Origin of the sequence: Rhodoferax sp. (assembly GCF_034520025.1) — a bacterium.
GTDB lineage: Bacteria > Pseudomonadota > Gammaproteobacteria > Burkholderiales > Burkholderiaceae_C > Allorhodoferax.
In genome coordinates, this window is sequence record NZ_JAXHNZ010000002.1 from 568426 (window position 1) to 581204 (window position 12779).

A 12779-nucleotide genomic window follows, 5' to 3' on the forward strand; every position below is an offset into this window, starting at 1 on the left:
GCGGCCGCTCTTCAGGGCCAGCGGAATTCCATCTCTTGGTGGGCAATGCCCGCCTCTTCGAATTCTGGCCCTACGGGCTCAAACCCCTCTTTCCGATAGAACCCGGCAGCGCTTGTTTGGGCGTGCAGCACGATGGAGCTATCCCCGCGCTGCTTGGATGCGTTCATCAAGGCGTGCAGTACCCGGCGGGCCAAACCCTGCCCGCGCAAGGTAGGGTCTGTGGCCATGCGTCCGATGCGGCCGGTACCGGGTGCGTGCACCAAAAGCCGTCCGCTGGAAACTACGAGCCCTAAACCATTGACCACAGCCGCGTGTACCGCCGATTCATCGGCGTCGTCATAGACCAGAGCGGGCGAAATCTTTTGTTCGTTGACAAACACGCTATTTCGCAAGGGCGTGATGCTTTCGCCCAGAGCCTGCCATGGCCCTGTAACAGTCTCAATCATGGGCGTGCCTGCTTCGAAATCCGAGAGAACCTTTCTTAGTGCTGTGGGCACTTGGCGCGACGTACGGCTTGCGGGATCAGCGAACACATAAATCAGCTCAGCGCTGACGAGTAGCGCGCCGTTGCGAAACACCGCACCTGCATACCGCACTGAACTATTGCCGATGGACTCCAGCCGGAGCCCCACTTGCAGCAATTCGTCATACAGCGCCGGAGCGTGGTACTCCAAGGTGGCTTTTTTGACAAACAGATCGCCCGCCAAAGACGCCATCGTGTCGGCATAAGGAAGCGCCAATTCACGCCAATACGCGCCCATGGCAGTGTCGAGATACATCAGATAGTGCGCGTTGAACACGATCTTTTGCATATCCACCTCCGACCATCGCACCCGCAGCGGATGCAAGAATCTGAAGTCTTGGGGCGCATAACTCATGATCTCATCCTCCGGTAGTGGTGTGGAGTGCCGCGCGCAGTGCGCGGGCAGCGTCGGCATGCGCGTGGGCAGCCTCCGGGATGGCGCGGCCCATTTTGATGAACTCGTGGACAACGCCCCGGTAAATTTCCAGATCTACCGGCACACCCGCCATGCGCAGGCGGTCGGCATACTGCACCCCCTCGTCTACCAAGGGATCGCATTCGGCAAGCCCTATCCATGCAGGTGCTGTGCCGGCAAGATCGGCCTCCAGTCCGTCCGGGCGCACGCCGTCCAGCGGGGCAAAGCGCCAGTCATCCCGGTCAGTGACCGTACGGATGTAGTGATTGAAAAAGTAAGTGATATTGGTCTCGTCGAGAACAAAGCCTTTGGCATAGCGGCGGTGTGACGGCGTGTTTTGGTGTCCGGCACAACCTGGATAAAAAAGCAACTGCAAGGCCAAAGGCAAGCCATGGTCCCGCGCTTCAATAGCGCATGCCGCGGACAAAGTGCCTCCGGCACTGTCACCGCCAACGGCCATGCGCTGGCCATTCAACCCGCGCTCAGCACCATGGTGGGCAAGCCATTGCAGGGCATCCCAGCAGTCCTCATGCGCTGTCGGAAATTTGTACTCCGGGGCCAACCTGTAGTCGAGGGCGACCACGGCACAACCAGCCAGGTGGGCCAAGCGGCGGCAAAGGCCGTCGTGGGTGGCGAGGCTCCCCACGGTAAAGCCACCTCCATGCAAATACAGCAGCACCGGTAAAGCCGTGTGATCCGGTGCGTAGTGGCGAGCAGGTATCGCATATCCATCGCGCGCCGGGATTGAAAAGTCTTCGACCCGCGCAAGCTTTTGTACCGGCAACTCCAGCACATTGGCCGCCGCCGCATAAACCGCTTTGGCTTGGGTTGCTGAGAGTGCATGCATGGGCACGTGCCCAGCCCGGGCAATACTGTCCACCACCTTCAGCGTGGCCGGAGTGAGCAAGGCACGCGGGTTGGCGTGGCGGTCAAAATGGGGACTCATGGAACGTAGTGAATTGGGTACATTGGAAACCTGTTCAATCCTACACGGCGACACCATGGCTTTGATTCAATACCTGACCCAGATCCAGTTTGAATGTGGCGCACTGCGCCTGCTGCGCAGCGAGTGCGAGCGCGTCGGCATCAGCCGCCCGCTGATCGTGACGGATGCGGGCGTCAAAGCCGCCGGTATTTTGCAGCGGGCATTGAATGCCTTGGGGGACATGCCCGCAGCCGTCTTTGACCAGACCCCTTCCAACCCCACCGAAGCTGCAGTCCGGGCCGCCGCCGCGCTGTACCGGGCGCAAGGCTGTGATGGCTTGATTGCGGTGGGCGGCGGCTCCGCCATCGACTGCGCCAAAGGTGTTGCCATCGCGGCGACCCATGCGGGGCCGTTAACCCATTACGCCACTATCGAGGGCGGCTCTGCCCGCATCACCGACAAAGTCGCTCCCTTGATTGCGGTGCCGACCACCAGTGGCACCGGCAGTGAAGTCGCGCGGGGTGCCATCATCATTGTGGATGACCATCGCAAGCTTGGCTTCCATAGCTGGTACCTGGTGCCCAAGTCGGCCATCTGCGACCCGGAGCTGACCCTCGGCTTGCCGGCGCGCCTGACCGCCGCAACCGGCATGGACGCGGTGGCACACTGCATGGAGACCTTTATGTCCGCCGCCTTTAATCCGCCGGCGGACGGCATCGCCCTCGACGGCTTGGAGCGGGCATGGGCCCATATCGAACGCGCGACGACCGATGGCACCGATATCGAGGCGCGCCGCCAATTGATGAGCGCCAGCATGCAAGGCGCCATGGCGTTTCAAAAAGGTCTGGGTTGCGTGCATTCGCTCAGCCACAGTCTGGGCGGAGTGGATCCGCGCTTGCACCACGGCACCCTCAACGCCATGTTTTTACCAGCGGTCATTGCATTCAACGCAGACGCTGATTCTGTGAAAGCAGACAAACGCCTGCAGCGCATAGCCCATGCCATGGGTTTGAACTCCGCTGCAGATATCGGAGACGCTGTCAAAGACATGAATGCCCGGCTAGGCCTGCCCTCAGGGCTTTCCGCTATGGGCGTCACCGAAGACTTGTTCGACAAAATCGTCGCAGGCGCTATGGCGGACCACTGTCACAAGACCAATCCACGGTTGGCCAGTGAGGATGACTACAGGGCCATACTGGCGGCCTCCATGTGAGAGATGGGGTCGTAGGCTAGCGCAATCGGCTGGAGAGCGCCGGGCTCAGCGTGGCCAGAAAACCCTCTACCGTGTCGGTATAGCTGCCGGCCAGACCGAGGTTTTTGTTGATCTCGCCATGGCTGAGATCCTGGCCGGAGACTTGCACCCTCACCCCCATGGCGATGGCCTGTTGGCTGAATGCTTGGGCTTGGGCGCAGGAGTCGCCCCTGCGGGTGGAGCACACTGCCAGCATCGGTTTGGCAGAGCCCTGCAACTGGTGCTGTGGGGACACCGCGCGCCAAAAATCCGGATCGGTACCAAACGCCGGGTCGTACAGCCTGTGGTGCCGCGTTTTCATGATGCCGGCCACATCGAGCGCTGCACTGTCGAGCAGCACCGAACCCAGCCAGCCCTGGGCACCCGCTTGAGGCCCGTACACGGATGATGCCGAAAGCAAAGCCACCAGATGGGCCCCGGCCGAATGCCCCATAAGCACAAATTGCTTGGGATCCGCACCCCAGCTGCGCGCCTGGTTTTGCGCTACGGACAAGGCTTGCGCCACATCGCGCACCTGGTCGAGTGGATCGGCTTCGGGCAGCAGGCGGTTGTTGATCGAAACGAATACCAAGCCCTTGGCAAGCCAGCGATGGGCCTTGTTATCCACCACATTCCCATTGCGTTTGTCGCCGGTGCGCCAGGCCCCCCCGTGCACCATGAAAACGACCGGTGCCGGGCCCGCCGCTTGGGTGTCGGGCAGATAAACATCCATTTTTTGCAGCGCGTCGTTGCCATAAGGCACGTCGCGCAAGACCCTGAACCGGGCTTCGCTAGCTGTGCCGTCGTCCGGGGCCTCGAGGGACTCTTCGGCGCCGCGCCGGTCTCCGTTGTCCCGCCGCTCCAAGATGCGCTGCTTGATGCGGTCCAGCACATTGTCCGCATGGCTTGGCGTAGCACTGGCCCAGAGGGCCGCACACAGCAAAGGGAGTAAGGATGCGCGGAAACCGGAGCGCGGAAGGTTCATAGCGGGTGTACCTGGTTCATGTCTGGCTTATCCAGCCAGGCGATGAACTCGTCCACCATCTGCTGGCTTGCGCTTGTCGCGGCATTCCATGCTTTGACGCGCGCATCCAGATCATTGCCGTAGTGCGTAAAGTCTGTGCGGTCCGGAAGTTTGCTGTTCGGTAAAGTTTTTACCCAATCCGGGTCAGGGGCCAGCAAGACCATGGTGTCCAGAAACGGCGTGCTCCGGTGGCGCCATTTCAGCCCTTTGTCCAACCAGCCGGGCACCACACTTTGCTGGAAATGCGGGTACAGCACCAAGCCTTTAGGGTAAAAAGTGCCGGTAGCCCCCGTATTCATTGCGGGAGTAGCTCCTGAATATGTAGCAAGCTCCGCCCCCGGGTAGTTGAGGTGCAGGTGGTAATCGGTGATGCCACCATCCCAATACGCGCCTTTGGGTGCGCCGGGGATATCGTGGATGGCCCGCAACACAAACGGGATCGAGCAACTGGCCTGCAGCGCAGGGTTGAAGTTGGCCTCGCTCAACAGCACGCGCCGGGTGCGGTAGTCCTGGGTCGCAAATGGCAGGGGCGCCGGGCCCTCGCCTGCCCCGCCGCTGGAGAACACCACCCGCTCCAGCCAGGCGCCCATGGCCTTGCGTTTGACGGTGTTTGTCAAAAAGGCGCCCAAATAGCCCAGCGGGGTGCGCAAGCCATGCTCGGTGCCCAGCATGTGCCTGCCTCGGGAGGTCACGATGTGCAACCGGTACCGCGGGTGGTTCAGCACCTCGGGGACGCGCCCGCCATAAAAAGCAAGCAGGTTGCCCCCGAAGGTTTCGCTCACCTGGTCTGCGCTGACCCGCTTTTGGCCGGGCGCGAGCTCGTAATGCTGGTGAATGTAGTCGTGCTCCAGGCGCTGAAATGCGGACACCGGGTCAGTCAGACAGGCAGTCGCCATGCGCCACGCTCCGATGGAGGCGCCCACCAGATCCACCGGCTGGCTGGATCGCTGTAGCCAATCTCCAAACAAAAAGCGGTCCATCGGGCCGAGAATCAGCCCTTTAGGCCCGCCGGCAGCGCCGGGAATCGTGCGGATGTGTTCCGGTTGCAAGCCGTGCGCGGCCAATGACGCGCGGGCTGTCGGACCCGCATAGATGCGAAGTGCTTTCATATCTGGTTCAGGTGTGGGCTGCCCAGTCAAATGGGTCTTGTTGCAGCACCATGTCGATGTTCAGTCCCAGCGCAATGCCGACGGCATCCGGATAGGTAACGGCCAGCCCTTTTTCGGTCAAGCCCGCTTCTTTGGCGCGTGCACGCCAGGCTGCTAGGTGAATCACGCCGGCCAAGGGCTCATACACATTGTTGTCAAACGGGGCGTATTGGTGCTCGATAGCGTCCACCATAGGCTTCGGAAACTGCCACATCCGCGCATAGCCGGCACCCACGCTGGCATAACAGTAGCCCAGCACCGTGCGCTCTACAAAGGCCCGGTTCATCGCAAGGGGCGCGATTTCGTTGTCCAGCATGGCGCACACATCGGGCATCGCGAGGTGCATGGCAAGCTCGCCCACCGCATGTATCAGCCCCGTGGTGAATGCCGCTTGGGCGTTGAGCCGCACCAGCGTGGCCAGCGAGCGCGATACCTTGGCCACGTTGAGGCTGTAGTCCCAGAACTGCGGCAGCTGGATACCCGGCACCGCTTTGGGGGACGCCACCTCTGCGGCGGCTTGCGCCATCATCCGGACGTGGCTCAAATCCAGCAGCGCAAGGGCCTCTGAGACCGTGCTGATCTTGCCCGACTGCTGAAAAAAACTGGAGTTGGCCAACTGAAGCAGCCGGCTGGTGAGCGCAGGGTCTTTGCTGATCAGGCGATTGATTTTGTGGAGGTCGGCCTCAGGCTGGCCCAGCTCACTCAGGAGGAGTGCCACCACTTTAGGAATGCTGGGCAGGTGAAACTGCTGCTCCAGCAACGCACTGAGAATCATGTTGGCTCACTCCGGAAAACGACCTGGCTAGCTCCGCATTATCGCTGGGGTGCTATCAGTTCAACCATTGGCTGGCCCTGGGTAACGGAGCTTTGAATCCAGCGCGTACGTTGCTGCGTATAGACTGCTGAGCACTCGAATAATCCTATTCATTCCGGAGTATTTCCATGAACTTTCATCAGCAATCAGTGGGCAGGAAGCTTTTTATCGCTTTTGCCATTTTGGTCACCATTTTGGTGGGCGTATCCACGCTGGCCATTCAAAGTTTGAGCGAAGCGCAGCAAAACTTCGACGGGTTTGTGAGCGATGAGTTCAGCCGCGGTAGTTTGGCGCGTGATATCCGTGCAGCCACCAGTGCGCGCGCCATTTCGGCCCGAAACCTCATCATTCTGAATGGTCCTGAAGACATCAAGGCCGAATCCCTCGCGGTCCAGGTTGCCCACGACCGGGTCCAGGAGCGTCTTGCGTTGCTCAAGAACACGGTTGCCAGTGCCAAAGACGTGAGCCTCGAGGAGCGTGAATTGCTGGTCAAAATTGACAAACTTGAGCAACAGTACGGCCCGGTGGCGCTGTCCATCGTGGCCAAAGCTCTCGCCGGCCAGAAAGAGGCCGCCATCCTGCAAATGAACGAGCAATGCCAACCCTTGCTCAAGCAATTGATCGGGGCAACCACTGACTACTCCAAGCTCATCGCTGCAGCGGGAGGCAATGAGATCAAACGTTCCAGCGACAAATTCCGTAGCAATCGGTTGCTGCTGATCGGCGTGTCGATAGCCTCAGTCGTGATTGCCATATTGCTGGCGACCCTGATACACCGCAGTTTGATGCGCTCATTGGGGGCTGACCCCGCTCAACTAAGCGCAGCGGCACGTCGCGTGGCATCTGGCGATCTCAGCACGGTAGAGGGAAGTGCCCATGCCTCTAAAGACAGTGTGCTGGCTTCCCTGGGTGAAATGCAGGCCGCACTCGCAGGTATTGTTTCAGGTGTTCGCAGCTCAGCAACCTCGATTGCGTCTGGCTCACGCGAAATTGCCAGTGGCAACAACGACCTGTCACAGCGCACCGAGCAACAGGCCCATAGCATTCAGCAAAGCGCTGCCTCGATGGAAGAGATGACCGCCAACGTCCAGCAAAGCTCCGAGACTGCTCAGCAAGCAAGCCGCCTCGCCACTAGCGCTCGCGCCGCCGCGGAACACGGCGGCAGCGTAGTCTCCAAAGTGGTGAGCACGATGGAAGACATCTCCAGCAGCTCCCGCCGGATCGGAGACATCATCAGCGTGATCGATGGCATTGCCTTCCAAACCAATATCCTTGCGCTGAATGCAGCGGTCGAGGCAGCCCGTGCCGGAGAACAGGGACGCGGCTTTGCGGTGGTGGCGACAGAAGTGCGGACTCTTGCACAGCGCAGTGCGCAAGCGGCCAAAGAAATCAAGACACTCATTGAAGCCAGCGTAGAACGGGTAGAGGCAGGCACCACCCTGGTTCACACCGCGGGCACTGCAATGACGGACATCGTCAGCGAGGTCAACCGCGTCGCAGACCTGATCGGCGAGATCAGCACGGCTACCCGCGAACAAAGCGCGGGCATCAGCCAGATCGGGACCGCCGTTACGCAAATCGACCAGTCGACCCAGCAAAACGCTGCTCTGGTAGAGGAAATGGCGGCGGCCGCTGCCACGCTCAACCAGCAAGCCAACGCACTGGTGCAGTCAGTGGAAGTGTTTCAGGTCGAGGGCTACTCCGCCACAGCCAGGGCCCAAGCCAGCAGACTTGCCCTGCGCTGAGTCAAAAAAGGCCCCGATGTCGGGGCCTTTGATCGGGGTTGCGCCGGCTGCGCGAATCTCGGGTCTTAGCGCTTGAGCTTGGCAAACGCCGCTGCCATGGCGTTGCCTGCGGAGGGTGCGCTGTCCTGGTAGCGGCCAGTTTGGCGCTCGCCACGGGCCGGGCCCTGGTAGCGGTTATCACCGGCTTTTTGCCCTCCAGCGCCCTTGGCGCCTGCGGTAGCTGCTCCTATTTTCATAGTAAGGCCGATGCGCTTGCGGGCCACATCCACTTCCACCACCTGCACTTTGACGATGTCGCCGGTCTTCACGACCTCGCGCGCGTCGTTCACAAACTTGTGTGCCAGCTGGCTTACGTGCACCAAGCCGTCCTGGTGCACGCCGAGGTCGATGAAGGCGCCGAACTGGGCCACGTTGCTCACAGTGCCTTCCAAAATCATGCCTTCCTTCAGGTCGGCAATATCCTCCACACCATCGTTGAAGCGGGCCACCTTGAAGTCAGGGCGCGGGTCACGGCCGGGCTTTTCCAGCTCGGTGAAGATGTCCTTGACGGTGATCACACCGAACTGTTCGTTGGCGAACAGTTCGGGCTTGAGTGTCTTGAGCATGTCGGCACGGCCCATGATCTCGGCGACGGGCTTGCCGGTTTTGGACATGATCTGCTCCACCACCGGGTAGGTTTCAGGGTGCACGCCCGTCATGTCCAGCGGATTGCTGCCACCGCGGATGCGCAGGAAACCAGCCGCTTGCTCGAAGGTTTTGGCGCCAAGGCCGGTCACTTTCATCAAGTCTTGGCGGCTGCTGAATGCACCGTTGGACTCGCGCCAGCGCACCACGGCCTTAGCCACGGTGCCCGACAGGCCGGAAACCCGGCTGAGCAACGGCACAGAGGCAGTGTTCAGGTCCACGCCCACCGAGTTCACGCAGTCTTCGACTACCGCGTCCAGGGTTTTGGCGAGCTCGCTCTGGTTCACATCGTGCTGGTACTGGCCCACGCCGATGCTCTTGGGGTCGATCTTCACCAGCTCGGCCAATGGGTCTTGCAGGCGGCGGGCAATCGAGGCCGCGCCGCGCAGGCTCACGTCCACATCGGGCATTTCTTGGCTGGCGTATTCGCTGGCGGAGTACACCGAGGCACCCGCCTCGCTCACCACCACTTTGTCGACCTTGATTTCCGGGGCACCGGCTTGGTCCGCCATCGTGGCCAAGAGCTTGATCAGGTCCGCGGCCAGCTTGTCGGTCTCGCGGCTGGCCGTGCCGTTGCCGATGGCGATCAGGTCCACGCCGTGTTTGGCGCACAGCTTGCCCAGTGTGTGCAGCGAGCCCTCCCAGTCCTTGCGCGGCTCATGCGGGAACACGGTTACGGTCTCCACCAGCTTGCCGGTGGCATCGACCACCGCCACTTTCACACCGGTGCGGATGCCGGGGTCCAGGCCCATGACCACGCGCGGGCCGGCAGGTGCTGCCAGCAGCAGGTCGCGCAGGTTGTCGGCAAACACCTTGATGGCAACTTTTTCTGCATCTTCCCGTAGGCGGGCGAACAAGTCGCGCTCGGTGGACAGGCTGAGCTTGACCTTCCAGGTCCAGGCCACACATTTGCGAATCAAGTCGTCGCCGGGGCGGCCCTGGTGGCTCCAACCCAGCTTGAGCGCCAATCGGCCTTCCGCCAGAGACACTACTGCCGCAGGTCGTTTTGCTACTGAATTCGTAGCTGCTTGCGCAGATGCTGCGGGCGCTACAGCCACATTTGCTACAGGTTCTGGTAGTACCAGCTTGGCATCCAGAATATCCAGCGACCGGCCCCGGAACACCGCCAGCGCACGGTGGCTGGGCACGCGGCCAATCGGCTCGTCATAGTCAAAGTAATCACGGAACTTGGCCACATCGGCGTTGTTTTCGTCCTTGCCGTCCATCAGCTTGGAGCGAAACAAGCCCTCTTGCCACAGCCATTCGCGCAGGTCTTGCACCAGCACCGGATCTTCGGCCCAGCGCTCGCTCAAAATGTCGCGCACCCCGTCCAACACTGCCAAGGTGTTGGAGAAGTCGGGTTGTTTGTCTGCGATTTGCTCAGGCGTAAGTGGCGGCTGCACATAAGGCAGTGCTGCCTCAAGAGGTACCAAGGTGGGGTCGGCAAACAAAGCGTCGGCCAGTGGCTCCAAGCCGGCTTCTTTCGCCATTTGGCCCTTGGTGCGGCGCTTGAGTTTGAAGGGCAGGTAGATGTCTTCCACTTCTTGCTTGGTGGCTGCGGCATCGATGGCCACCAGCAGCGCCGGCGTGAGCTTGCCTTGTTCGTCAATGGCTTTGACCACGGCCTCTTTGCGGTCGCGCAGTTCGCGCAGGTAGCCCAAACGGGCTTCCAGTTCGCGGAGCTGGATATCGTCCAGCCCGTCTGTCACCTCTTTGCGATAGCGGGCGATGAAGGGCACAGTAGCACCTCCATCTAACAAGGCTACGGCGGCCTCGACCTGCTGGGGCCGTACCCGGATTTCTTGCGCAATTTGCGCGATGATTTTCTGCATTGCGAAAAAGCCGGTCAAAACCGGTGATGGAATTCAATCAAGGGCGCGAGTGTGCCACAGAGAGGATCTACACTTTGCCGATGCCGCGTGTTCTCTCTTTCCTGCTGGGTGCCAGCCTATTAGCCGCCTTTTGTGGCGCGGCATGGGCGCAGCCGCTGACGGTGGGAATGGGCCTGAACAAGCCGCCGTATGTGATGGACGGCGGGCAGGCCGGCCTTGAAGTGGAAATCGCCCGCGAGGCATTGCAAGCCGTGGGGCTTAGCATGCAGGCCCAGCAGTTTCCTCCGTCCAGAGTGCTTATGGTTTATCGCGCTGGCCAGCTCGACGTGCTTTTGACAGTGGATGAAGGTATCGGAGGTGATGGCTTCTTTTCAGAGGTTTATATTGCTAACCAAAACGTGGCCATTACGTTGGCTGCCAATCGCTTCCCGATCAAACAAATAGAAGACCTGGCCGGCTATTCGGTGGCGGCTTTTCAAAATGCGAGTTTTTTGTTGGGCGAGCGGTTCAAACGGGTCGCGGGTAGCCACACCCGATACACCGAATACCCCCTGCAGGTCACTCAAAATAATTTGTTATTCGTCGGGCGGGTTGACGTGGTGGTGGGGGACAAACGCATCCTGTAACATCTTTTGCGAGAGCTCGATCCCAAGCTCGACCGCAGCAAGCCCCTCACAACCCACCCCATTTTTCCGCCCAACCCGCGGAAAGCCGTGTTCAAAAACTCTGCTGTGCGTGACCAGTTCAATGCCGGCTTGAAGATCATCCAGAGCAACGGCGTGTACGACGCGATTGTCAAAAAATACGCCAATTTGTGGTACTCCGTCTGGCCCCGGTGGCTTAATGCGGTACAACCTACCCTCTTCCCTTCCGCCCACCACTTCTCAGCGAACAAACCGATGCAGTCGATTACCCCCAGCGTCGGCACCTTGCCCGCCCGCGCCCCCACGCAATACATCCATTGGACCGAAAAGGGCCAAGCCTGCTCCGCGGTCTGGCGCTCTGAACGCGGTGCGGCGCCGCCTACGAAAGTGGTGCTGGCGGACGACACCTGGACTGCTGATGCGGCGTACGAGATGGCCTGTGGCGGTACGGCCCTGCTGTGGCGGGGCGACTTCCATAACGCGCGGCAACTGCTGCAGGCCCTGCAACGCCGCATTGACACCCCGCCCAGACGCAAAAACCGGGGTGCAAAAGGCCCGAGTGCAGCGCCTACAGACGGCCCGATGGACCCCCAGGTTTTTCATTTGCACCGCCAGGCCCAAGCGCAGCGGGCCCGGATTCTGGCCATGGTGCTCGTGCCCTTGGATGGCAATTACGACATCACGCTGCGCCGCGCGCCCGACTCGCGCCTCGCCTGCACAGAAGCCTGGGGACCGGTGGTCGAACCGGCGCAGGCAAGCGTGGCCTCGCTGCGTGATGTTCTGGCGATGCGCAGTGCGAGCGAATGGCGCAAAAATGGCGTGGAGATTGCCGCTCTGGGCCCCGCACCCGGCAACAGAATCCACCCGCACTACGGCGTTTTTTCGCCGGTCCGTGGGGAGTACATCGACTTGGTGGCCGCGCAGCCTTTGCCTGCGCAAGACGCAGCAGGTGTTCTGGAGAGCGTCCCCTACCGGGCTTTTGACATTGGTACGGGCTCCGGCGTGCTGGCGGCGGTGCTGGTTCGCCGGCAGGTGCCTCAAGTTGTAGCCACCGATCAAGACAAGCGGGCACTGGCCTGCGCCGGCGAAAATTTCGCCCGATTGGGCGTGGCTGCTTCGATTGAATTGCAGCAAACCGACATGTTTCCGGAGGGGCGCGCCAACCTGGTGATGTGCAACCCCCCGTGGCTCCCCGCCAGGCCGAGTGCGCCGGTGGAATATGCGGTTTACGACGAAAACAGCCGGATGCTGCTTGCGTATTTGGCGGGCTTGTCGAGCCATTTGCTGCCCGGTGGCGAGGGCTGGCTGATTTTGTCGGATCTGGCCGAGCGCTTGGGGCTGCGCAGCCCCACGATGTTGACGGACGCCATAGCGGCTGCTGGCTTGGTGGTGCTCGGCCGCAGCGACGCAAAACCTATCCACGCCAAAAGCCAAGCCCGTGAAGATGCGCTTCACCCGGCGCGTAGCCGCGAAGTTACCAGCCTGTGGCGCTTGGGCGTAGCCCCGGCAGTGCATTAAGTCACTGAAACTTTCCACCAAAACAAAAGGCCCTGAAACAGGGCCTTTTGTTTTGCAAGTCTGCCGGCCATCAGCCGGCAGCGGTTGCAGGGCTTAGCGGTGACGCTTGCCTGGGTTCTTCTTGCTACGGGTAGCAACACCACGCTCCAAGCTCACGCGCTGGCCACGGCCGCCGGTAGGCAGGGTGAAGCCGGGCAGTGGCTGGGGAGCGGGAGTAGCTTTGCGGTCTGCTTCAGTAAAGATTTTGTTGCCCATGTGGCGATCCTGTTGAGGTTG

General features: G+C 61.0%; 11 protein-coding genes. 4 read left to right on the forward strand and 7 right to left on the reverse strand.

The features are described from left to right. Positions 1 to 11: 11 nt before the first annotated feature. Both U5L73_RS10920 and U5L73_RS10925 read right to left on the reverse strand, forming a co-directional pair. Positions 12 to 878, reverse strand: a complete 867-nt coding sequence (locus U5L73_RS10920) for a YbgC/FadM family acyl-CoA thioesterase (protein ID WP_322562373.1) — start codon at positions 876 to 878, stop codon at positions 12 to 14. Between the two features lie 4 nt (positions 879 to 882). After that, entirely contained in the window at positions 883 to 1884 is a 1002-nt protein-coding gene (locus U5L73_RS10925) for an alpha/beta hydrolase (protein ID WP_322562374.1), read from the reverse strand. A gap of 55 nt (positions 1885 to 1939) precedes the next feature. On the opposite strand from U5L73_RS10925, the gene U5L73_RS10930 reads away from it, so the two are divergent. Further along, a complete protein-coding gene (locus U5L73_RS10930) occupies positions 1940 to 3076 on the forward strand; it encodes an iron-containing alcohol dehydrogenase (protein ID WP_322562375.1) in 1137 nt (378 codons plus the stop codon). A 16-nt stretch (positions 3077 to 3092) separates the two neighbouring features. Here the strand turns inward: U5L73_RS10930 and U5L73_RS10935 are convergent, their stop codons facing one another. From U5L73_RS10935 to U5L73_RS10945, 3 genes are read right to left on the reverse strand one after another with little or no spacing between them, the layout of a single operon-like run. Next, on the reverse strand, positions 3093 to 4079 hold the full coding sequence (locus U5L73_RS10935; RefSeq protein ID WP_322562376.1) for an alpha/beta hydrolase: 987 nt from the start codon (positions 4077 to 4079) through the stop codon (positions 3093 to 3095). Beyond that, positions 4076 to 5227, reverse strand: coding sequence for a phospholipase (locus U5L73_RS10940; RefSeq protein WP_322562377.1), 1152 nt, complete (start codon positions 5225 to 5227; stop codon positions 4076 to 4078). The genes U5L73_RS10935 and U5L73_RS10940 overlap by 4 nt, the downstream gene beginning before the upstream one ends. Before the next feature lie 7 nt (positions 5228 to 5234). Further along, positions 5235 to 6041 (reverse strand): HDOD domain-containing protein, encoded by an 807-nt coding sequence (locus U5L73_RS10945; protein WP_322562378.1) that lies wholly within the window; start codon positions 6039 to 6041, stop codon positions 5235 to 5237. A 167-nt stretch (positions 6042 to 6208) separates the two neighbouring features. On the opposite strand from U5L73_RS10945, the gene U5L73_RS10950 reads away from it, so the two are divergent. Continuing rightward, a complete protein-coding gene (locus tag U5L73_RS10950) occupies positions 6209 to 7825 on the forward strand; it encodes a methyl-accepting chemotaxis protein (RefSeq protein ID WP_322562379.1) in 1617 nt (538 codons plus the stop codon). 65 nt (positions 7826 to 7890) lie between these two features. On the opposite strand, the gene U5L73_RS10955 is transcribed toward U5L73_RS10950, so the two are convergent. Then, positions 7891 to 10341, reverse strand: coding sequence for a Tex family protein (locus tag U5L73_RS10955; protein ID WP_322562380.1), 2451 nt, complete (start codon positions 10339 to 10341; stop codon positions 7891 to 7893). A gap of 26 nt (positions 10342 to 10367) precedes the next feature. Here U5L73_RS10955 and U5L73_RS10960 point away from each other — a divergent pair, with 26 nt between their 5' ends. Together U5L73_RS10960 and U5L73_RS10965 are read left to right on the forward strand one after the other, a co-directional pair. Further along, positions 10368 to 10967, forward strand: coding sequence for a transporter substrate-binding domain-containing protein (locus U5L73_RS10960; RefSeq protein ID WP_322562381.1), 600 nt, complete (start codon positions 10368 to 10370; stop codon positions 10965 to 10967). Between the two features lie 273 nt (positions 10968 to 11240). Further along, on the forward strand, positions 11241 to 12503 hold the full coding sequence (locus U5L73_RS10965; RefSeq protein WP_322563499.1) for a methyltransferase: 1263 nt from the start codon (positions 11241 to 11243) through the stop codon (positions 12501 to 12503). Positions 12504 to 12596: 93 nt separating this feature from the next. Here U5L73_RS10965 and U5L73_RS10970 read toward each other — a convergent pair whose 3' ends face one another. Further along, complete coding sequence (locus U5L73_RS10970) at positions 12597 to 12758, reverse strand: hypothetical protein (RefSeq protein WP_313880613.1); 162 nt, start codon at positions 12756 to 12758, stop codon at positions 12597 to 12599. Between the last annotated feature and the right edge of the window lie 21 nt (positions 12759 to 12779).

Excerpts from the sequence above, each read along its gene's own strand:
- U5L73_RS10945 (WP_322562378.1), bottom strand. The coding sequence starts at position 6,041 with ATGATTCTCAGTGCGTTGCTGGAGCAGCAGTTTCACCTGCCCAGCATT.
- U5L73_RS10920 (WP_322562373.1), bottom strand. The coding sequence starts at position 878 with ATGAGTTATGCGCCCCAAGACTTCAGATTCTTGCATCCGCTGCGGGTG.
- U5L73_RS10925 (WP_322562374.1), bottom strand. The coding sequence starts at position 1,884 with ATGAGTCCCCATTTTGACCGCCACGCCAACCCGCGTGCCTTGCTCACT.
- U5L73_RS10960 (WP_322562381.1), top strand. The coding sequence starts at position 10,368 with ATGGAATTCAATCAAGGGCGCGAGTGTGCCACAGAGAGGATCTACACT.
- U5L73_RS10965 (WP_322563499.1), top strand. The coding sequence starts at position 11,241 with ATGCAGTCGATTACCCCCAGCGTCGGCACCTTGCCCGCCCGCGCCCCC.
- U5L73_RS10935 (WP_322562376.1), bottom strand. The coding sequence starts at position 4,079 with ATGAACCTTCCGCGCTCCGGTTTCCGCGCATCCTTACTCCCTTTGCTG.
- U5L73_RS10950 (WP_322562379.1), top strand. The coding sequence starts at position 6,209 with ATGAACTTTCATCAGCAATCAGTGGGCAGGAAGCTTTTTATCGCTTTT.
- U5L73_RS10940 (WP_322562377.1), bottom strand. The coding sequence starts at position 5,227 with ATGAAAGCACTTCGCATCTATGCGGGTCCGACAGCCCGCGCGTCATTG.
- U5L73_RS10970 (WP_313880613.1), bottom strand. The coding sequence starts at position 12,758 with ATGGGCAACAAAATCTTTACTGAAGCAGACCGCAAAGCTACTCCCGCT.
- U5L73_RS10930 (WP_322562375.1), top strand. The coding sequence starts at position 1,940 with ATGGCTTTGATTCAATACCTGACCCAGATCCAGTTTGAATGTGGCGCA.
- U5L73_RS10955 (WP_322562380.1), bottom strand. The coding sequence starts at position 10,341 with ATGCAGAAAATCATCGCGCAAATTGCGCAAGAAATCCGGGTACGGCCC.